General features: G+C 68.2%; 16 protein-coding genes. 11 read left to right on the forward strand and 5 right to left on the reverse strand.

Going from position 1 to position 20940, the window contains the following annotated elements:
• Positions 1-156: 156 nt before the first annotated feature.
• Entirely contained in the window at positions 157-498 is a 342-nt protein-coding gene (locus HOP12_11590; GenBank protein NOT34798.1) for a hypothetical protein, read from the forward strand.
• A 7-nt stretch (positions 499-505) separates the two neighbouring features.
• Here HOP12_11590 and HOP12_11595 read toward each other — a convergent pair whose 3' ends face one another.
• Positions 506-988: a hypothetical protein gene (locus HOP12_11595; GenBank protein NOT34799.1), complete on the reverse strand. Its 483-nt coding sequence runs from the start codon at positions 986-988 to the stop codon at positions 506-508.
• A gap of 159 nt (positions 989-1147) precedes the next feature.
• Here HOP12_11595 and HOP12_11600 point away from each other — a divergent pair, with 159 nt between their 5' ends.
• From HOP12_11600 to HOP12_11620, 5 genes are all read left to right on the forward strand, one after another.
• On the forward strand, positions 1148-2344 hold the full coding sequence (locus tag HOP12_11600) for a glycosyltransferase family 4 protein (GenBank protein ID NOT34800.1): 1197 nt from the start codon (positions 1148-1150) through the stop codon (positions 2342-2344).
• 8 nt (positions 2345-2352) lie between these two features.
• Positions 2353-3315, forward strand: coding sequence for an NAD-dependent epimerase/dehydratase family protein (locus tag HOP12_11605; protein ID NOT34801.1), 963 nt, complete (start codon positions 2353-2355; stop codon positions 3313-3315).
• Positions 3316-3417: 102 nt separating this feature from the next.
• Positions 3418-6027: an ATP-dependent chaperone ClpB gene (clpB, locus tag HOP12_11610; protein NOT34802.1), complete on the forward strand. Its 2610-nt coding sequence runs from the start codon at positions 3418-3420 to the stop codon at positions 6025-6027.
• Between the two features lie 45 nt (positions 6028-6072).
• The gene (locus HOP12_11615; protein NOT34803.1) at positions 6073-7635 is read left to right on the forward strand and encodes a hypothetical protein; all 1563 of its coding nucleotides are present in this window, start codon (positions 6073-6075) and stop codon (positions 7633-7635) included.
• An 88-nt stretch (positions 7636-7723) separates the two neighbouring features.
• Complete coding sequence (locus HOP12_11620; protein ID NOT34804.1) at positions 7724-8410, forward strand: hypothetical protein; 687 nt, start codon at positions 7724-7726, stop codon at positions 8408-8410.
• Positions 8411-8436: 26 nt separating this feature from the next.
• On the opposite strand, the gene HOP12_11625 is transcribed toward HOP12_11620, so the two are convergent.
• Complete coding sequence (locus HOP12_11625) at positions 8437-9753, reverse strand: phenylacetate--CoA ligase family protein (protein NOT34805.1); 1317 nt, start codon at positions 9751-9753, stop codon at positions 8437-8439.
• 507 nt (positions 9754-10260) lie between these two features.
• Between HOP12_11625 and HOP12_11630 the strand changes: the two genes are divergently transcribed.
• Complete coding sequence (locus HOP12_11630; protein ID NOT34806.1) at positions 10261-12300, forward strand: DUF1565 domain-containing protein; 2040 nt, start codon at positions 10261-10263, stop codon at positions 12298-12300.
• Positions 12301-12366: 66 nt separating this feature from the next.
• Positions 12367-13887: a hypothetical protein gene (locus HOP12_11635; protein NOT34807.1), complete on the forward strand. Its 1521-nt coding sequence runs from the start codon at positions 12367-12369 to the stop codon at positions 13885-13887.
• 37 nt (positions 13888-13924) lie between these two features.
• Here HOP12_11635 and HOP12_11640 read toward each other — a convergent pair whose 3' ends face one another.
• From HOP12_11640 to HOP12_11650, 3 genes are all read right to left on the reverse strand, one after another.
• Positions 13925-15253 (reverse strand): GGDEF domain-containing protein, encoded by a 1329-nt coding sequence (locus HOP12_11640; GenBank protein ID NOT34808.1) that lies wholly within the window; start codon positions 15251-15253, stop codon positions 13925-13927.
• A gap of 168 nt (positions 15254-15421) precedes the next feature.
• A complete protein-coding gene (locus tag HOP12_11645) occupies positions 15422-18583 on the reverse strand; it encodes a PKD domain-containing protein (GenBank protein NOT34809.1) in 3162 nt (1053 codons plus the stop codon).
• Positions 18584-18705: 122 nt separating this feature from the next.
• Positions 18706-19341: a hypothetical protein gene (locus HOP12_11650; GenBank protein ID NOT34810.1), complete on the reverse strand. Its 636-nt coding sequence runs from the start codon at positions 19339-19341 to the stop codon at positions 18706-18708.
• Between the two features lie 148 nt (positions 19342-19489).
• On the opposite strand from HOP12_11650, the gene HOP12_11655 reads away from it, so the two are divergent.
• The 3 genes from HOP12_11655 to HOP12_11665 all read left to right on the forward strand — a co-directional run.
• Positions 19490-19960, forward strand: a complete 471-nt coding sequence (locus HOP12_11655; GenBank protein NOT34811.1) for a PTS sugar transporter subunit IIA — start codon at positions 19490-19492, stop codon at positions 19958-19960.
• A gap of 28 nt (positions 19961-19988) precedes the next feature.
• Complete coding sequence (locus tag HOP12_11660) at positions 19989-20645, forward strand: hypothetical protein (protein ID NOT34812.1); 657 nt, start codon at positions 19989-19991, stop codon at positions 20643-20645.
• Positions 20620-20940, forward strand: a 321-nt coding sequence (locus tag HOP12_11665; protein ID NOT34813.1) for a hypothetical protein, incomplete at its 3' end; no start/stop codon positions are given. The genes HOP12_11660 and HOP12_11665, both read left to right, overlap by 26 nt.

Genomic DNA, 20940 nt, shown 5'->3' on the forward strand with positions numbered 1-20940 from the left:
CCACTGGCCGGACGGCCGGGCGCGGTCCGCGCGACGACGCCCGGAGCATTGCGCGCGGTACCGCCCCCGGCTGTCCGGCCAGTGGCGCCGGAGCCCGAACCCTCGGCGGCCGACTTTCTGGATCAATCACCGGTGATGCGAGCGCGCGCGAAACCGGTGCGACGCGCCGAAAGGCCAGCGGCCTCCGAGCGCGAGCCGAGCGACGAACTGCCACCGCAGGAGCACACGCTGCCCGCAGAGTCCCTCGCGCCGGTGCGTGCCGGACATCCAGTGGCAACTGCGCTGTCGGTGATGGCCTCCGAGATCGATCAGCTCGGAGTGCCGGAGGCCGAGCGTGCCTCGGCGCGCGCGATCCTGCTCGAGGCGGCGCTGCAGTTCGAGCGCCGTCGCTACGAGTGGGACACCCTGCGCGCTCTGATGTCGTTCACCATGGACTACCCGCCGCTCGCGCGCCGCATCCTGCCGCTGCTCATTCCGTATCTGGACGTCGCGGCCTAGTCGGCGACTACGGCGCGACGCGCAGGTCACGTCCCAGCGAATCCGCGAGCAGCAGCGAGCCGACGGCGTTCGAACCGACGCTCATGCGGATCCGCGAGCGTCCGTCGTCGGCCATCATGACGAGATTCGGCGATCCGTCCGACCACAGCGCGAGTGCGGCGCGGTGGCGATTCAGCGAATCGGCGAGCCGGATCTCCGTCGTGCCGTCCGGGCGCACGCCGAGCAGGATCCGCTCCTTGCCGGCCGCGTCGTTGAGTCGCAGCACCGGCTCCCGGCCGCCGTGCGAGGACAGCTCCGCACGCACCACGCCATTCGGATTTCGCACCAGGAACTGTTCCGCGACCAGCACCGGTGTGGGCAGTACGCGTTGGGCGAACAGCAGCACGACCGCGATCGCGAGGAACGCCGCGAGCGCGCCGAGCCGTTCCACCTGACGCTCGAGCGCCGCGATCGCCTCGCCGGGATCGCGCGCCGGGGGCGGCGAAGTCATGGGTACCTCCGTGAGTGACTCGAGAACGAAGCGAGTGCGAGAGGCGCAGCCTAGCACGCGCATCCGGGCGCCGATTGTGTCGGCGATGCCTCCGCATTGCGGATGCGGTAACGTGGGCCGCCGTTCGAGCATCGCTTCGAGGTCGAGAGGGAAACACGCGTGGCGCGGGTTCTGATCTTCTACCAGTACTACTGCACGCCCAGAGGCGCGTGGGGCACGCGTTACTACGAGTTCACACGTCGCTGGGCCGCGGCCGGTCACGCCGTGACGGTAGTGACCTCGATCTACGACAAGTCGGACCTCGAACCGACCGGATTCGTGACCGAGTTCCGCATCGAAGGCGTCACGATTATCGCCATGAACCTGCGCCTTTCGAACAAGCACGGGACCCTGCGGCGGCTCTGGACCTTCCTGCAGTTTTCGCTCCTGAGCGTTCGCTATGCGCTCACGCTGCCGTGCGACATCGTGGTGGCATCGAGTGGACCGATCACGGTCGGAGTCCCGGGGTTGCTGGCGCATTGGCTGCGCCGCAAACCGCTGATCTTCGAGGTGCGCGACCTGTGGCCCGAAGGCGCGATCCAGCTCGGCATGTTGAAGAACGGAATCGCTCAGCGCATCGCGCGCGCATTCGAGCGCTTGTGCTATCGCAACAGCACCACCGTGGTTGCGCTGTCGCCGGGAATGGCAGAGGGCGTCCGTCGCGTCGCGCCCGGCGCACGCGTCGCGATGATCCCGAACTCGGCGGATCTCGATCTGTTCCGGCCCGACGTCGAGATTCCCGAGTCGATGCGAGCACGCCATGCCGGCAAGCTGGTGGTGCTCTACGCCGGCACGCTCGGCCGCGCGAACAGCAGCATCGAGCTGGTCGAGATCGCGACCGAACTCGCGCGCCGTGGCGCCAGCGACGTTCGTATCGTGGTGGTGGGAGACGGCTTCGAACGTGCCGGAATGGAGCGACTTGCGCTCGAACGTGGTCTGGCGAACATCGACTTCATCGGCGTGCGACCCAAGACCGAAGTGGCGCAGTGGCATGCCCTGGCCGACCTGACACTGTGCCTGTTCAAACCCTTTCCGGTGCTCGCAACCTGTTCGCCGAACAAGCTGTTCGACAGCCTCGCGGCCGGCAAGCCGGTGGTGAACAACACGGATGGATGGATTCGCGAACTGCTCGACCGCTCCGGTGCAGGACTCTCGTACGCGGCCAATGACGCGCGTGCGGCCGCCGAAGCGATCCTCGCGCTGCGTCACGATCCGGCACGGCGCGCCGCGATGGGCGATCGTGCTCGCCGAGTGGCGGAATCCGAGTTTGCGCGCGACCGGCTTGCTGCCGAATTCGAGCAGCTGTTCCGAACGTGAGAGTCCTCGTGACGGGAGGCACCGGCTGTGTCGGTCGCGCGACCGTTGCGCGACTGCTCGCGGCGGGCCATGCGGTGCGCGGGGTGTGGCGCGGGCGCTCGCCCGAGAGTCTCGGATTTGCGGCAGCGGGCGCACTCGAGTGGGTGCGGGCCGAACTCGCCGTCGACGACGTGGCGCCGCTCGTGAAGGGCTGCGACGCGGTCGTGCACCTCGCAGCGCTCGTCCATCGCGCCGAGGTGCACGATCCCGCCGCGTATCGGCGCGAGAATCTCGCCACCACCGAGCGGCTGCACGGTGCGGCAATCGCCGCCGGGATTCAGCCGGGGCGCTTCGCATTCGCCTCGACCGTGGCGGTCTACGGGCGCGATTTCGACCTGCACGCGGACGAGAGCACTCCGACGCAGCCGCGCTCCCCCTACGGCGAATCGAAGCTTGCGGCGGAGCGTGTGGTGCTCGAGCGAGGTGGTGTGGCACTGCGGCTCCCGATCACGCACGGGCCGGGTGATCGCGGAAACTTCGCGACCCTGGTGCGGGCGATCGAGCGCGGCCGCTTCGCGCTCCCCGGCCCCTGCGAGGAACCGCGCAGCCTGTTGAGTGCCGCGAATGCCGCTCACGGCTTCGCACTCGCGATCGAACAGGCCGCCGCCGCGCAATTGTTCCTGCTCACCGACGACGACGATCGCAGCGTGCGGTTTCTCGCGCGCCAGATCGCCGCGGCGCTCGCGGAGTCCGGACGGCCGACCACTCCGCTGCGCGAGTTGCCCTATGCGCTGGTGTGGCCTGCCGCGGCGCTCGGCAGCGCACTCGGCAGGGTCGGGCTGCGCAGTCCGGTCACGTTGGCGGCGCTCCGCAAGCTCACCACGCCGCTCACGTTCTCGTGCAAGAAGGCGGTGCGAACGCTCGGATACGTGCCGGTGGAGACGTTCGAAGTCGCGGTGCGCAAGACCGTGGCGAGTCTGGTGAGCGCCTGACTCAGGGCATCGCCGCGGGGTAGCCGCTCAGTGCCTCCGGATCGTCGGCGCGTGCTAACGTCGCGCCGTTCGTCGGCACTTCAACGGATCGGAGAGTGACGCATGCGCTTCGACCACTACACGATCAAGTCGCAGGAAGCGATCGAGCGCGCGCAGCGCGTGGCCCGCGAGAGCGGTCATCAGGAGCTGTCGCCCGAGCACCTGCTGGTCGCCCTGCTCGAGGATGCCGAAGGCACGACCTCTGCGGTGCTCGAAAAGCTGGGCGTCGTCGCCGAGCCGCTGCTGGCCGCGGCGCAGTCGGCGCTCGGGCGCCTCCCGCGAGTTCAGGGCGGCGCGCTCTATCTGGGCGAGAATCTGCGCAAGGTCTTCGAAGCCGCCGAGGCAGCGGCCGCACAGCTCAAAGACGAGTTCACGAGCGTCGAGCACCTGGTGCTGGCACTCGCCGATCCGGCGCAGGCGAGTGGCGCGCAGAAGGCGCTCGCGCAGGCAGGGATCACGCCGGATGCGATCCTCAAGGCGCTCCAGCAGGTGCGCGGCGGCCAGCGCGTGACCGACGACAATCCCGAGGACAAGTATCAGGCGCTCACCCGGTACGGACGCGACCTCACGCAGCTCGCCCGCCGGGGCAAGCTCGATCCCGTGATCGGCCGCGACGAAGAGATCCGACGCGTGATCCAGGTGCTGGCGCGCCGCACCAAGAACAACCCGGTGCTGATCGGCGATCCCGGGGTCGGAAAGACCGCGATTGTCGAAGGGCTCGCGCAGCGCATCATGGCGGGCGACGTTCCGGACAGCCTCAAGGACAAACGCGTCATCGCGCTCGACATCGGAGCGCTGATCGCCGGCAGCAAGTTTCGAGGCGAGTTCGAGGATCGCCTGAAGGCGGTGCTCAAGGAAGTCACCGCGGCCGACGCACGCGTGGTCCTCTTCATCGACGAGTTGCATACGCTGGTCGGCGCCGGCGGTGCCGAGGGTGCGATGGACGCCGCGAATCTGCTCAAGCCGGCACTCGCGCGCGGCGAGCTGCACTGCGTCGGCGCGACCACGCTCGACGAATACCGCAAGCACATCGAGAAAGACGCGGCGCTCGAGCGCCGCTTCCAGCCGGTGCTGGTCGGCGAGCCCTCGGTCGAGGACGCGATCGCGATCCTGCGGGGCCTGAAGGAGCGCTACGAGGTTCACCACGGCATTCGCATCAAGGACTCGGCGCTGGTGGCGGCGGCGATGCTGTCGAATCGCTACCTGCCCGACCGCAAGCTCCCCGACAAGGCGATCGACCTGATCGACGAAGCGGCGTCGCGGCTGCGCATGGAAATCGATTCCATGCCGGTCGAGCTGGACGAACTGACGCGGCGCGAACGCCAGCTCGAGATCGAGAAGCAGGCACTCGCCAAGGAGTCCGATCGCGGCAGCCGCGATCGACTCCAGCGGCTCGATCAGGAGCTGACCCGCATTCAGCAGGAAATCTCGACGCTCTCGGCCCACTGGCAGAAGGAGAAGGTCGCGGTCACGAAGATCCGCGAGCTCAAGGCGCGGCGCGAGCAATTGAAACTCGAAGAGCAGCGCGCGGAGCGGGCGGGCGATCTGGCGCGCGTCGCCGAGCTTCGCTACGGCCACCTGCTGCAGCTCGAGCGCGACCTCGAGCAGGAGAACGCGCGCCTCGCCAAGGTCCAGCTCGAGCGCCGCATGCTCAAGGAAGAAGTCGACGAGGAGGACATCGCCGAAGTGGTGGCCAAGTGGACCGGCATCCCGGTGTCGCGCCTGCTCGAAGGCGAGGTGCAGAAGCTGATTCACATGGAGGAGCGTCTGCATCGGCGAGTGGTCGGCCAGGACGAGGCGGTGCGGCTGGTGAGCGACGCGGTGCGACGCGCGCGCGCGGGGCTGCAAGACGTCAAGCGCCCGATGGGTTCGTTCCTGTTCCTCGGGCCGACCGGCGTCGGCAAGACCGAACTGGCCCGCGCGCTTGCCGAGTTCCTGTTCGACGACGATCGGGCGATGGTCCGCATCGACATGTCCGAGTACCAGGAGAAGCACGCCGTGGCGCGACTGATCGGAGCGCCGCCCGGCTACGTCGGCTACGAGGAAGGCGGTTCGCTCACCGAAGCGGTGCGCCGCCGCCCCTATGCGGTGATCCTGTTCGACGAGGTCGAGAAGGCGCATCCCGAGGTGCTCAACGTGCTGCTTCAGCTGCTCGACGACGGGCGGCTGACCGACGGCCAGGGGCGCACCGTGGACTTCCGCAACTCGCTCGTGATCATGACCTCGAACCTCGGCTCGCAATGGATCCTCGAGCTGGGAGAGGACGACCGGGAGGAGCTGGAACGCCGCGTCGACGAAGCGGTGCGCACGCACTTTCGTCCCGAGCTGCTCAATCGCATCGACGAGGTGGTGGTGTTCCATGCGTTGTCGCGCGAGCACATCCGCAGCATCGTCGACCTGCACCTGGAGGGCTTGCGCAAGATGCTGGCGGAGCGCACCGTGGAGCTGGCGCTGACCGATGCGGCGCGTGACGCGCTGGCGGCGGAGGGTTTCGATCCCCGCTACGGGGCGCGGCCGCTCAAGCGCACGATCCAGCGGCGGCTTCAGAATCCGCTCGCCATGAAACTGCTGTCCGGGGAGTTCAAACCCGGCAGCACCGTCCAGGTCGATGCCGCCGACGGAACGATCGTGCTGCGCGCGGCCGTGCCCGAGAAGGCGACGGCCGGGCGCTGAGCCCCAGGCCACGACTCGCATGACCCACGGCCGCGGGGGTTGTTCGTGACGCGTCATCGCAACCGATCGGTGGTGTGGTCGCTGGGTGGCGCGCTGCTGCTCGTCACACTGCTGGTGCCGATCTGGTGGGGTGCTCACGGGCAGTACCCGTGGGATATCGACAACATCGCGCCCGGCTCGGTGCTCAAGGCCCTGGCGGCGCGATTCGCTCCCGGTTGGCACGCGCAGTACGGACCGATTCCGTACTACTTCACCGCCGCGGCCTACGCGCCGGTGCTCGCGGTGTTCAAGTTGACCGGCGAACTCGGTACGCCGTCATCGAGCTATCCGTGGGGATTTCGCCACCCCGAGGTCGCGATGACGCTGCTGGTGGTGACGGCACGACTCGTCACCGTGTTGTTCGCGCTCGCACTGGTGGGCATGCTGGCGCGCCACTCGAGTGGCGATCCGGATCGTCCGGCCGAGCCGGCCGCGCGCCGCCCGTGGTTGGCGCCGCTGATCGCGCTGGCCTCGCCGCTGTTCATTTACTACGCGCGCACTTCGAATCCCGAGCTGCACTATCTGTTCTGGCTGTGGCTCGCCTGTCACTTCGCCGAATCGCCGCACGCTTCGCGCTTCAAGCTCGCGAGTGCGGCAGCGGCCGCCGCGTTCGCGGTCGCGACCAAGGACATGGCGATCGCACCGGCGGCCGGCGTGTTGGCCTATGCCGCGTGGCGTGCGAAGGACGTGGGGCGCGGGCCCGAGCGATTGTTCTCGGTGGTGCTGGTGGCGGTCGGCTTCGCGCTGGGCTACGCCGTTGCGTGGAATCTGCCATGGAACCTCTCCGGCTGGCGGGAGCACTTCGAGTACGTGACCGGCGCCGGAGTCGATCCGAGGCGCTACGACGCGAACCTGATGGGCACGCTGCAGCTGGTGTGGCACTACCTGCGCGAGACCGACGTGGCGTTCGGCTGGCCAGCCCGGGTGGGAATCGTGGCGGCGCTGGTCATGCGCGTTTCGTGGCGAGGCCTCGGCGCCCGCGTACTCGCATGCGCGCTCTACCTGCCGACCGCGATCGCGATCGGTTATGCGCGCCCACGCTTCCTGCTGCCGTTCCTGCTCCTCGCGTGGCCGCTCGGAATGCGCGGCATCGACGCCGGGCTCGAACGCCTGGCCGCCGCCGGCCCGGTGCGTCGAGTCGTGATCGCCGCGCTGGTCGCGCTGGCGCTGATCGGCGGTCCGCGCCTGAGCCTCGTGATGCTGGATGATCCGCGCCTGCGCATGGAACGCTGGATCGCCCGCGAAGTGCCGTCGAACACCACGATCGAGATCGGCGGGAGTCCGCGCTTTCAGGCGCGCGTCCCGGCCAGGTATCCGCTGATTCACACCTGGGACGACTCGCTGCGCGCCCATCCTCGCGGACCCCGCGGCGAGATCGTGCTGATCTCGTCGGTCGATCGTTATTCGTTCGAGACCGATCCGGTGCTCGGGCCGGTGTGGTGGGACTCGCTCGCCGGCTCTGCGGGGCGCGGGCGCTACACCCTGCGTGCGCGATTCGGGCCCGGACCGCTGGCCAACGGGCTCAACGTGTTGCCGGTCGCTCCCACCGTCGAGGCGTGGGGCCGGTAGCGCCGAGGTGGTAGCCTTCCCGCGCGCAGGGACACGCGGAACCCACCGCCGCTCCGATCGCGCGAGCGACCAGCGAGGAAATCGGCCGATGAACTCGGGTTCGCCTCAACGCGTGCGCGGAGTCCTCGCGCTCCTGCTGATGCTGATGGTCACGACCTGCAGCGCCACCACCGCCTGGAGCTACATCGGGATCGGCTGGATTCGGAATCAGGTCGACGGTGACTTCGACGATGACACCGTGCTGATCGGCGCCGACGCGATCTACGACGTGCCGACGATCGACCCTGGCGATGGGCTGCGATTCGTTCTGGGCGGCGGAAGCGACAAGGTCTCGGGCGAACTCAGCTACGCCCTCACGCATCATCGGGCGCCCGGCGCGCTGCGTCCGGACGGCTATCCGACCAAGCTTCACTACGCGAGCATCGACCTGCTGATCGGAACCGGGCTCGGGAAGTCGCTCACGAGCGGTCGCGGTCAGTTCTACGTGAGGGTCGGCATCACCGCGGCACGTCTGCGGCTCGACGGCGGTGCTTACGATCTGTCCGCCACGCCGTTCGACGTCGAGTACCAGGGCGGTGGATTCACGTTCGGTTCGGGGTTCGAACTGCGGTTCCCAGCCGGAGTGCGTCCGTACGTCGAGTACGACTATCGACTGGTGAGCTACGGCTCCGTACTGGCTCCCCGTGACAACATCGAGATCGAGGACAGCGTGTCGGGGCGCGGGCCCTCGATCTGCGCCGGCATCAACTTCGCGCTGCCGCGCCGGAATCGCTGACCGACCGCGATCCGCGGTTCACCGCGCTACTCGGCCCGCACGAAGTCCCGGTGCTTGCCGCGGCCCACACGCTCGATCCGATCGACCGGGCTCACCGCCACGTCGACACCGAGCACTTCGCGCGCTTCCACGCCGATCTCGTGCACCAGGTTGTTGGTCCACGCGGGCCCGCGAATGATGCGCAGCTCGATCGTGCCGTCTCGGAACTGCACGAACTGATACTCGCGCACGGTGCCCGCCTTGCCGTGTTTCTTGAAGATGTAGCTCGGCAGATTCGCGTTGATCTTGCGGCCGTCGGGAAGCTCGAGCGTGTCGCCGGCGCGGCCCAGGATCTGACCGAGCACCGGCAGACCGCGGCCGCACGGACAGGTGTCTTCCTCGCGCTTGACCAGATCGCCGATCCGGTAGCGAATCACCGGCTGCGCCTCGTTCATGAGATCGGTCAGCAGCACTTCGTCGTAGCCGTCGGAGCCCGGCAGCGTCTCGACCACCACCGATTCGATCGGGATGTGCAGGCGGCCCTGCTCGCACTCGATCCCGACGATGCCGACTTCCGCGCAGCCGTAGCTGTTGACGACCGGACAGCCGAACACCTCGCCGATGCGCGCGCGCTGATGCTCCTTCAGCACCTCGGCGGTGGTGACGGCGGCCTTGACGCGCAGCTCGCGTCCATCGAGACCGGCGGCGGCGAGCTCTTCGGCGAACTGTGCGACCGCCGACGGATAGCCGTAGAGGAACTCGACCGGATGCGCGCGAAGTTCGTGGAAGAACGCGACCGCGCGGTCGCGGTCGAGCGAGAACGCCGAACAGCGGCGGCGATTGAAGACGCCGTCCTTCATCCACGCCTGTCGCTTGCCTTCGCTGTCGAGCGCGAGCCCCCACAGATAGGCATAGGGATCGCCGACCTGGATTCCGAACCACTCCCAGCCGCGAAAGATGTTCGCGTGGTGATAGGCCCACGACTTGTGCGAGCGGAACACGGCCACCGGCGTGCCGGACGAACCCGAGGTCGATGAAGCGAGTCCGCCGTACCGGCGCGACGACTTGAGATCGGCCGACTTCTGGTGGAGATCCGCCTTCTCGAGCACCGGCAGTCGGCTCCACGCTTCGCGCGAGGTCATCGAGGCGGAAGTGAGCCCGAGCTTGGTCCAGCTGTCGCGGTAATGCGGCACGGTCGTGAACGCGTGGCGGTAGAGCGCTTTCTGGCGCTCCCACTGCATCATGAAGAGTTTCTCTCGGGGCCAGGCCCTGGACTCACGCAGATCGCGCATCGCCGCCAGCACGGGCTCGCCGCGCCACAGCTGGAGTGCGTGGTAGAGCGCACGCGCGACGGCTGAGTTCATGTGCGCCTCCCTGGCTCGAGTGCGTGTGGCTGGAGGGGCCGATTCGGGTCCCCAGGAAACCGATTTCACTGGTGCGGACTTACGCCGTGAGCAGAAAGTCCCTAGTCAGCGTGGTCCGACTGCCACACTCGCGCCCCGGACTCAAAACCGTGCAGAGGCCCGTTCGAGCGCAGGTAGCGCGCAACGTACGTCACGCGGGCGTCACTCCCAAGTCAGCGATGCGTGCCGCCGCGAGTCGACGGCAGCACTCCTGCTCGCACGCTCCGTGCCTGCAATCGCTATCGGCCATGCGGATTCCGCGATTTACGGTTGCAGATTGCCTGCCCGGATGACACCATCCGCGCCCGGCGCACCGCTGCCCCCCGAGACCCCCGACCCAAGCTGCGTGATGACAGCGCGGCCCCCGCTGCATCGCCCGATCCGATTGCGCGGCATGCGGATTGCTCCAAACTGAACCCCCCGCACTCTCGAAGACGTGTCGAAACGGACTTTCGCCGGCGAGGCTTCATGACGAACGACTTCTTCAGAATGCACATCCTGGCCAGCCGCGGCCGTCTCGCTGCCAGCGCGATGCTCGCGCTGGCGATCTCGATGCTCGCGCCGACCGTGGCGCGTGCGGCGACCTACTACCTCGCGCCCAACGGCAGCGATTCCAACACCGGGCTCAATTCCAGCACACCGTGGGCCACTCTCTCCAAGGCCAATTCGACGCTCCGTGGGGGCGACGTGGTGGTGCTCTCGAACGGCTCGTACTCGAGCTTCCCGAACCCGTCGGTCGACGGATCCGCGAACGCTCGCATCACCTACGTCGGTAACCTGTCGAATCCTGGACTCGTCACGGTCTCCGGTGGCACGCTCACGCGCTCCTACGTGACGCTCAAGGGGCTCTCATTTTCGGGCGGAGTCACCCTCGGGGCGGGTTCGAGCACCGTGTGTCAGCGCGATTCGATCGCCTATTCGCGATTCGAGTCGATCAGCCTGTACGGCTCCAAGCACAGCATGATCGCGGCAAACACCATCACGAATGTCGGTGGCTACGCAGTCCGGTTCCTGAGCAGCAACGGCGATCAGATTCCGACCGGATTCGCGAATCCCGAGCGTGACACGTTGCGGCGAAACACCATGTCGATCACGAAAATGGGTTCGGACTCGCGCGGCATCATGGTCACCTCGCGCAGTCAGTACTGCGTCATCGACTCGAACGTGGTGACCGGAACGTTCAACGGCACCGCGGACGTGGGCCGCGCCTACCTGTTCCGCTACATGCACGCGTACAACAACATCATGAAGGACAACTCGTTCACGGTCCTGGCGGAGAACCGTCCCGGCGGCACTCAGGCATGGGCGATGTACTGCCTTCGCGATTCGTGCTATCGAAACTTGTTCCTTCGCAATCGCTTCACCGCCACCGGCGCCTACCCGATCGAGTTCTTCATGTCGCAGTCGGGATCCGACCAGTGGTCGAACGACACCAAGCAGAACGTTTGGGACGGCTGTTTCTGGGACATCCGCACCCCCGATCCGGGCGGCTACACCGGCGTCTTCTGGCAGGACGGCATCATCGCGGACACGCTTCGCAACTGCGTGATCAAGTCGGACAACCACCCCGGCCTCGTGATCGATCGCATGCGCTCCGGAAACCTCTCGACCGCTCAGCAAGTGGGACTGATCGACCACTGCACGTTCTACGGCAAGGCGGCGAGCAACAACGCGCCGCTGTTCCTCGACATTCAGGGCGTCGACTGGCCGACCACTACCACGCTCAAGATCACCAACTGCATCTTCTACACGAACAGCACCGCGACCGGCGCCGAGTACACGACCGGGCTCGGCTACTACGTGCCCCGCAACCGCAGCTTCATCTCGAACAACAATCTGTTCGCGCACTACGCCGGTGCCTCGAGAAGCGTGTTCTATGAAATCGAAGGCGCCTCGAGCGGCTACTCGGCACCGGGCTCGAGTGGCTGGCTGTGCGCCAACGGAACGGGACAGGGCTGGGGACAGGGCAACGAGTGCAATTCTCGCTATGGGAGTCCGCAGTTCGCGGATTCTTCGCGCACCAGCTTCGATCCCGCGATCCGTTCCAACTCGGCGGCACGTGGAATGGGCACCGGCGGATCCGACGTGGGGGCGGTCCCTTTCGGCGCGGGCGGCCCGGACACCGCGCCACCCGATCAGGTCACCACTCTTCAGCCGGTGGACATTGGTGATCAATACGTGATCCTGCGCTGGACCGCGACCGGAGACGATGGAGGCATCGGCATCGCAGCGGCGATCGACTTGCGGTGGTCGCTGAGTCCGATCAACTCCGGGAACTTCGATTCGGCCACTCCGGTGGCTTCGGCCCCGGTGCCATTGGCGTCCGGCGGCGTGCAGACCTACGTCATGCTGAGCCTCACTCCGGGCACCACCTACTACTTCGCGCTCAAGACCCGTGACGATGCCGGCAACTGGTCGCCGGTGAGCAACATCGCGAACGCCCTGACGCTGTCGGGTGACACGCGTGCACCCGCCGGCATCACCAATCTGAACGCCGCCGCGAACTAGCCGGCTTTTCCATCATCGGGCGTCCACTCGCTTGTGCGAGCGGGCGCCCGATGCGATTTTGGGCGCGTGAACCTCCGCGACGACCGGGACCCGTCCGTGCGAAGCGCGTCATCGTCGACCCCGACGCCGCTCGCTCCGCTGCACCTCGCGCTTGCCGTACTCGTTCTCGGTGCCATGGCATTCGTGCTCTACCGCGCGGGACTGCACGGTGGCTGGTACGGCGACGACCTCATGTACCTGCGTCCGCCGGGAAGCGGGTCGCCGTGGCTGGCCGCGAATGCTCAGACCGGCTGGTATCGCCCGCTCGAAGCGGCGTGGCTCGCGTTCGCGCGCAGCCACTGGGACACGGCGACGTGGCCGATCCACGCCATGGCGATCGCGTCTCACGCACTGTTCGCGGGACTCGCGGGGCTCGCGCTCGCGCGGCTCGGTGCGTCCCTCACCGCGGCGGCGATCGGAGCGATCGTGGTGCTGGCCTCACAGGCTGCCGCGATGGCGGTGCTCGGAAACGACACGCTGTCCCAGCTCTGGTGCGCGCTGTTCGGGTCCGCGGCGACACTCGCGGCGTGGGAGGCGCGCGGCCCGCGGCGCCGCTCATTCACCGTCCTCGCCGTGAGTCTGTTTGCACTCGCGCTGCTCTCGAAAGAGGCGGCGTTGGGATTCCTGCCGGTGCTGGCGCTGGTCGCGGGGTGGCCGGCGCGCTCGCACGACACCTCACCGGCCACGCACTCATTCGCGCCGCCCGGCGGCTGGCTGCGCTGGGCCGTGTTCGTGGGATTGCTGGTGGGAGTGACCGCGGCGTTTCTGCTGATCCGGAATCAGGTCGGCGGGCTCTCGCTTGCGGGCAGCCGCTATCGACCGGCGCTCGGGCTCTCGACCCTGACGCACGTGGCGCAGCTGCTGGCCGCGGCGATCACGCCGACCTCGAGCGTGCGCACCTACCTGGCGTGGTCATCGCACGACCGCGCGGGCCTCGCGTTCGCGGTCGGCGCGGGGCTGGTGTGGCTCGCGTTCCTGTCGATGTCGATGATCGCCGGACGCTTCCGCGCCCGGGCGGCCGGCGTGGCGCTCGCGATGCTGGTCGCCCTCGGACCCTACGCACTGCTCTCTCACGTGAGCGAGCTCTATGCCTACGTGCTGCTCGGATTCCTCGGGGTGATCGCCGGACTTGCGTTCGAGTCCGCCAGTCGTGCGGGGGCCGCGCCGCGGCTCGGTGCCACCCTGCTGGTCGCGGGCTGGCTCGCGCTCCAGCTCCCGGCAGTGGCGGAGAAGATCGCGTTCGCGGTTCGCAACGGCGCGCAGGTCGCACCGCTCGAGGCGGCGGCGCGCCCGCATCTCGTGCTCGCGCCGCGCGACGCCGGCGTGTGGCTGGTCGACGACGACGATCGGTCCCCGCGCTACTCGGTGTTCCTGATGCCGGGGCTCGGGCCCCTCAACTTCGGTGAAGCATGGCTCGAGCGCGAGGTCGGGCGGGAGGATCTGCGGGTGCGGGTGGTGGAGGGGCGCTTCGAAGACGTGGTGGCGCGGCACCCGCAGGACGTGGTGCTGCGGTGGAACGGGCGCGAGTTCGAGCGCGCGCTGCCGTAGCGGCACGACGGTCACGCGGCGCGGTGGCTGAAGCGGGCTACTCGCCGCTCGCCATCGCGATCACCACGCGATTCTTGTTGGTGGCCTTCGCCTCGAGCAATGCGCGATTCGCCGAGCGCCACAGCGCGGGCGCGTCGTGGCCGTGCTCGGGGCACAGCGCCACTCCGATGCTCACCGTGACCGCGGCGGCGTGCGTGCGGCCGTCGAGTCCCTCGAGCCGCAGCGCCATGCGCTGGACCGCGCTGCGCAAGCGCTCCGAGATCATGATCACGTCGTCGGCCTGCACCGGTCCGGTCAGCACCACCGCGAACTCCTCGCCGCCCCAGCGCGCCACGGTATCGAACGGACGCACGCCACGGCGCAGCGCCAGCGCGACCTGCTGCAGCACCTGATTGCCGGCCTCGTAGCCATACGCCGTATTGAAGACCTTGAAGTCGTCGACGTCGGCGATCAGGAGCGCCATGGTTTCGCGCTCGCGGCGCGAACGCGCGATTTCGTTCTCGAGCTGGCGGTCGAAATACGGCCGGTTGAAGCTGCCGGTCAGCGTGTCGACGAACACCAGTTGCTCGACGCGCGCGCGCCGCTGCAACACCACGGCGTAGGCGTCGGCGAGCAACGCGAAGCGCGCCAGGTCTTCGGGGCCGTAGGTGGGATGCGCCGGGGCGCGCACTTCGAGCGCACCGAGCGGTTCGCCGTCGACCGGTGCGACCGCGCACACGCCGAGTGCGGGTACGCCGCGCCGCGCCGCGGTCTGCACCAGCCGACGGCTCTGCGCCGTGTGCGGGCAGTAGAACAATCGACCAGGTTCGTGGATCGCCTGCTCGATCAGTTCTCGATCGATCGGCGGGTCGTCACCGGCCGGCGTGTCGACGCCGGCCGCATAGAAGCGCACCGCGAGTGCTCGCAGGAATTCGCGACCGGCGCGATCGAGCAGATCGCGCTCAGGCGTGGTCGAGCTGCCGCGGTCGGCGAGCAGCGAGGGATCGTCGAGACGCAGCAGGCGACGCATTTGGTCGAGGCCCGCTACGGCTCCGGCCGGCAGCGTGCGTCGCGGCACCGCCACGACCCCGTCGCGTTCGACGGGCGCCGGCAGTTCGAGCGTGATGATCGAGAGCCCCTCGCGCGGCTGGTAGCGGCGCATGCGGTTCCCCGAGCCTTCCTCGCCCGGCAGACGACGGAGCACGCCCTCGTCCTCGAGTCGGCCGATCGCGAACAGCGCGGCGTCCTCGATCTGGCGCGCCAGACCGGTCTGGAGCGCGCGGTCGATCTGCATGCGATCGAGGGGCGGCAACGATTCGAGCGGGAGCACACGCTCGAGCAGCTCGCGGAAGTCGATGTGCTGGCGATTCATCGCGATGCGTGCCATCCCGGCAAACGCAGGCTCCCGGCCTGCGGCCGCCCTAGGAAGTGGGGGGGAGTGGTCCGGGCGAGGTCGAAGCCCCGGTTGGACGCGCGAAATCGTATCACAGCCCGAGACGGGTTGACGCATCGCGAGCGCGATTCAAGCGGACCAAATCGAGGGTGAGGCGGCCCCTCACCTGACCATCGCGAAGCGCTTGACGAGGCGACGGCCGTCCACGCGCACCGCGGCCAGGTACACACCGGCGGGGGCGGGGCCACCGCTCGGGAGCACTCCCTTCCAGATCAGCCCGTGCATTCCGGCCGCGAACGTGGCTTCGGCCTGGCGATGCACGAGACGTCCCTGGGCGTCGAACACGTCGAAGCTCACGCGCGCCGCGTGCGGCAGCTCGAGCGCGAGCGCCACCGGTCCGCTGGCCGGATTCGGGCGCGCCTCCGAGAGCCGCATCGCGAACGGCAGCGCGCCCACGTCGGTCGCGCCGCCCGGCTGGACGACCAGCGCCTGCACGTAGGCATTGTTCGACTCGTTGGTCTCCACAACGGTGCCGAGCGTGTCGGCCACGAAGCGCAGCGTGTGGCTGCCGGCCGCGAGCGAGTTGGCGGGGAGCTGCACCTGCACCAGCACGCTGTCGCCCGCGATCATCAGGGTGTCGCGCTCGGCCCACGTGTTGTTGTCGATGCGGAGCCGCCAGCGCGAAATCGGCGCCGGCATGCGGCCGCCGTTTCGAATCCACGAGCCGATCGTGATCGGCGCCCCGGCGACGGGTGTGGCAGGCAGCACCCACGCCGGGCGTGCCTGCAGGTCGATCTCCGGATAGATGAAGCGCCGCACCGTGTCGGTGGCGCCGCCCTTGTCGGTGACGCGCAGTTCGATCTCGATCCACACTCCGGTGCCGTCGTCGTGGTCGTCCGGGATCAGCGTGTCGACGCGCTGCGTCGAGAAGAACAGCGACGGATGCGTGTGATTGTTGTGGTGCAGCGTCAGGTCCCAGTTGAAGCGCAGCGAATCGAGCGGGTCCTCGGAGTCGAAGGCGGTGGCGCTCAACACCACCGGCAGGTCGGTGACGTAGTGGCTCAGATTCGCCGGCGTCTGGATGCTCGCTTCGGGCGGGGCATTGGGATCGATCACCACGTTGCCGCCGCCGAAGTCGTCGAGTCGCGACAGCAGCGCGCCGTCGAAGGTGAGCCCCAGATAGCCGCCATTGGCCGTGAACGGCCAGTTGCCGGTCGTGGCCTGGCCGATCAACCCGCCGTTCTTGAACACCTGCACCAATCCATTCGAGAGCGCCCGCGCTCCGAATTGATCGCCGGGCGCCATGGTGGCCGCGAACGCGCCGCGCTGCGTCCAGCCGGTCGAGCTGAGGTAGGTCGCGATCTTCACCTGCGAAACGGCCGCGTCGTAGCGCACCTCGATGTGGCCGGTCGTGTAGGAGAGCCCCTGAACCTTGAGCATCAGATCCTGCTCGTTGGCCCCCGGGGTCACCGCACCGAAGCGAAGGTACGCCTCCTGATTGGGCCCGAAGCTCTGACCACTCCACACCGTGGTCGGCGAGCAGCAGGACTGCGTGAGCGCGTTGTTGTTGATCGTGAGGCCGTTGGTCTGGTCCACCCACGAGCCGCCGATCGCTCCGTTCGCGCGATCGAACGAATCGAGCACGGCGGTCGAGGGGAAATTGTTGTTCGTGAACACCACCACTGTCGCGGTGTCACGCCCGATGTTGCCGTCGTCATCGGTGAGCGTGAGGATCGCGTCGTAGCTGCCGGGGTTCGTGTAGAGGTGAGAAGGGGCCGCCTGATTGGAGCCCTGCCCATCGCCGAACGCCCACGCGATCGTGAACGGATCGCTGTTGGGATCGAACGAACCGGCGCTCGAGAAGTTGACCGCCAGCGGCGCCACGCCGGTGCTGGGCGTTGCCGCGGCGGCCGCGACCGGCGGCTCGTTGCCGGTCAGCCCGATAAAGCGAATGCGCCGAATCTCGTCGGGCGCGATCGAGATGTAGAGGATGTCCCCGGTCACGGGTTCCAGTGCAAAATCGACCGGGCCTTCGAGATTGGTGGCAAACGCCGAGGTGCCGGTGATCTGGTGGCTCGCGTTCACGGTCGCGACCCGGCACCAGCTCTGGCCGTAGTCGAAGTAGAACATCGCACCCTGGTACTGCGCGGGGTAGCGCGTCCCGGTGTAGAAAATGCCGCTCACCGACGCGTTGCCGGTCACGTTCACGGGATTGCTGATCGAACCGTTCGCGTGACTCCACCACAGCGTCGGCGGCGTGTGTGAGGAGGGATTCGCCGGCGTTCCGATCGTCGCGCAGCCGCCGCGCGGCGGACTCATGAACTGGAACTCGGGGTACGAGGTCGGCCCCTCGTAGCATGGCCAGCCGAAGTTGCGCCCCGGTCCGGTCGAGATGTCGAGTTCTTCGATCTCGGAGGAGCCGACATCGCCGATGAACAGCACGCCGGGATTTCCCGCCGACGCGTCGGTGACGCCGGTGCCGGGGCGAATCGTGAATCGGAACGGGTTGCGATGACCGTAGCCCCAGATGCGCGACTTGATCGAACTCGGACTACCGGCCTCGTAGAACGGATTGCTCGGCACGCCGAAGCCGGTGGCGGGATCGATTCGCAGGATCTTGCCGCACAGGCTCGACAGGTATTGCGCTCGGAACGCGCCGATGTCTTCGAGCGGGTTCGTCCTGCCGGCACCGAACGCGCCCGCATCGAGTCCGCCGCCGTCTTCGGGGCCCGAGAACTGGGCGCCGTCTCCGACCGACACCATCAGCGTTCCATCGGGCGCGAAGCGCAGGCAGCCGATCGTGTGCGAGCCCGAGGTCGAGACCGCGCCGCTGGTCCAGGTGTGGCCGAACAGCACGGTGCGAGACGAGTACGGGATCACGTTCGAGTCGGCGAAGCTGACCTGGAAGCGCGCGAGACGGCCGAACGCGTCGTCGTTGTTCTCGTTCCCGTTCGAATCGGGATCCACCGTGTACATCAGATAGACGTAGTGGTTCGCGAGGTAGTTCGGATCGATCGCGAGTCCCAGCAGTCCGCGGTCGACGTTGTCGAGCACTTCGCTCGAGATGTCGAGCAGCGGCGTCGTGCGCTTGACGCCGTTCACGACCGAGTAGACGCGCCCGCCCTTTTCAGTCACCAGCATGCGACCGCCCGGCAGGAACGCCAGCGCGGTGGGCAGCGTCCACACGAATCCGGGGGTGACCTTCTCCTCGACGAACAGGGGGTTCGAGTAGACCCCCGCAGCTTCGAGACGCTCACCGATCAGGCACGCGGCGGCGGCGAGCATCAGGTACCCGAATCGAACGGAGATGTCGCGTCGGCTCACGATCTCGAAGTCCTTGCGGCACAGAGGGGGCGATGGAAGGCAGGTGGGTTGCCGACGACCGAGTAGCTTACGCCGGATGAGAGTGTGCCGGGGAGTAAAAAATCACAGCATCCGGCCGGTAGCTACCGGACCCGAACCACCCGGCTGATCGCGCTGCGGCCGTCCTCGGTGTGCGCCCGAATGAAGTACACACCGGAGCCGAGCGGACGCCCGCCGTCGGTGCGGCCGTCCCAGCGGATGTCGGTCGAGCCTGCGCCGATCAGACCGCGGTGCAGCGTCGCGAGTCTGCGCCCACGAATGTCGTAGAGCCCGACCTCGCCGCGCGAAGTGACGCCCGGCCGCCCCGCGAGCGTGAGCTTGAGCGTCGCCGCACCGTTGAACGGGTTGGGATGGAGTGCGACCGCGAGCGGACGCGCCTGCTCGGGCGAGATCACGATCGGAAACGGCCCATAGCTCACCGCCTGGCCGTCGGGCAGCGACAGCTCGAAGCGATACCAGTGCGTTGCGCCAGGCTGCGCGCCGTAGTCGAGCGCGTAGCAGTCGCCGGTGCACAGCGCATCCGAGGTCAGCACCAGGTCGAACGGGCCGTCGGCGTGGAACGCGCGCGCCACCGAGTAGCGTGCTCCCGCCCAGCTTCCATCCAGCTCCACACGTGGCACACCGTTCACGTACACCACGCGCGCCGCGGGTTCCGCGAACGCGAGGCTTGCGAACAATGCGAGTGAAGCGACGGCGAGAGTGATTCGAACGCGCATCATGAGGCTCCTCGGTGAGAGTGGGGCGGGGCGCACCTCAAGATACCCCGCTCGCGTCGGGATGTGACGGCGAAACTTCGCTTGACACGCTCTCGCATAGATTCATAGCTTCCAACGGCTTGCCTTCCTCCACCCGAGCGCTGGAGCGCCCATGCTGCTGTCCGAACTCCTCAATCCACAGGCGATCGAGCTGCGCCTCGCGGCCGGATCCAAGCGCGAGGCGCTGGTCGAGCTGGTGGATCTGCTCGAGCGCGCGCACGGCATCAAGAGCCAGGGCGAACTCCTGGATCGCGTGCTGCGGCGCGAAAGCATGATGTCGACCGGCATCGGGAATGGAGTGGCGATTCCGCACGGCAAGGCGCGCGCGGTGGATCGCATGGTGGCTTCGTGCGCGATCGCGCGAAACGGCATCGACTTCGAGGCGGTGGACGGCGAGCCCGTGAACTTGCTGATCCTGCTCGTCTCGCCCGAGAACGTTGCGGCACCGCACGTGCGCGTGCTGGCGAACATCTCGCGACTCCTGCGGGAAGAATCGGTGCGCGGGCAGTTGAGAGACGCCGCGAACCCCGACGAATTCATGGCCATGCTACGCGCGGCCGAGGCGCGTCACCTGCACGTCTGACGCAGCCCCGGCGCGGCGAGGGACCGCCGTGCACTTCCTCGACGCCTGGACCGAACTGTCGTTCCTCGACCTCGGGCGCCTGCTTGCTCCGATTGCGATGATCGTCGCAGCCACGTTCCTGCCCGGAGCGCGCACCGTACGATTCACGGCCCTCGGCGTGGCGCTGCTGCTGCCGTTGCTCGGCGAACTCGCGCTCCCGCTCGGCTGGACGCTCGCGTGGTCGGCGCTGTGGATCGCAATCGCGTGGTGGGGAAGCGGCAAGGGCGAAGGCGAACCACGCGCCATCACGCGCGCGCGCGGTGCGCTCGAGAGCGGCACCGTGGGTCTCGGACTCGGGCTCGCACTGATCGCGTTTCTGGGCGCGGCGGTGGTGAGGCAGGACCTGTCGCCCGAGGACGCGCGCCGCACCTCGTGGGGATTGCTGGTTCTGGGCACCGGCTATCTGAACCTCATGCTGAGGCGCCATCTGCGTCGCGCAGCACTCGCGTTCGGCGCGATGGGGCTCGGACTGCAAGTGCTGCATGGCGCCGCCCGCGGCGTGCAACTCCCGGACGAGCTGCCGCCGGCCGGTGCCCTGTGGCTCGCGACCGCGGTCGCCGCCGGGCCCGCATTGCGGCTCGGCTGGTTGCGCGAGCGCACGACCGGCAGCGCGTGGGTGAATGATGCGCACGATCTTCACGACTGAGGCGCTGCGACCGCTGGTCGCCAGGCTCGAGCTCGGTACCACGCTGCCGGTCGTCGCATTGATCGCGGCGGGAGCGGCACTCTCGTCGATGCGGGGCCTGTGGTCGACGGCGATCGGACTCGAGCTGCTCGCGACCAGCTTCTGGCTGTGGGCGCGCCGCGCCTCCGATGCGCGCGAGCAGCTCGCGCGCTGGTCGTGGATGCGACGGCCGGCCGCTGCGCTGTGGCTCGCAGCCGGCTGTCATGCGGCGATGGCCGGCATCGTGGTCGGCGAGGCCGCACCCGCGGCGCGGGCG

The organism is Candidatus Eisenbacteria bacterium, assembly GCA_013140805.1.
Lineage (GTDB): Bacteria > Eisenbacteria > RBG-16-71-46 > RBG-16-71-46 > RBG-16-71-46 > JABFRW01.

Excerpts from the sequence above, each read along its gene's own strand:
- HOP12_11595 (NOT34799.1), bottom strand. The coding sequence starts at position 988 with ATGACTTCGCCGCCCCCGGCGCGCGATCCCGGCGAGGCGATCGCGGCG.
- clpB (NOT34802.1), top strand. The coding sequence starts at position 3,418 with ATGCGCTTCGACCACTACACGATCAAGTCGCAGGAAGCGATCGAGCGC.
- HOP12_11620 (NOT34804.1), top strand. The coding sequence starts at position 7,724 with ATGAACTCGGGTTCGCCTCAACGCGTGCGCGGAGTCCTCGCGCTCCTG.
- HOP12_11625 (NOT34805.1), bottom strand. The coding sequence starts at position 9,753 with ATGAACTCAGCCGTCGCGCGTGCGCTCTACCACGCACTCCAGCTGTGG.
- HOP12_11630 (NOT34806.1), top strand. The coding sequence starts at position 10,261 with ATGACGAACGACTTCTTCAGAATGCACATCCTGGCCAGCCGCGGCCGT.
- HOP12_11640 (NOT34808.1), bottom strand. The coding sequence starts at position 15,253 with ATGGCACGCATCGCGATGAATCGCCAGCACATCGACTTCCGCGAGCTG.
- HOP12_11650 (NOT34810.1), bottom strand. The coding sequence starts at position 19,341 with ATGATGCGCGTTCGAATCACTCTCGCCGTCGCTTCACTCGCATTGTTC.
- HOP12_11655 (NOT34811.1), top strand. The coding sequence starts at position 19,490 with ATGCTGCTGTCCGAACTCCTCAATCCACAGGCGATCGAGCTGCGCCTC.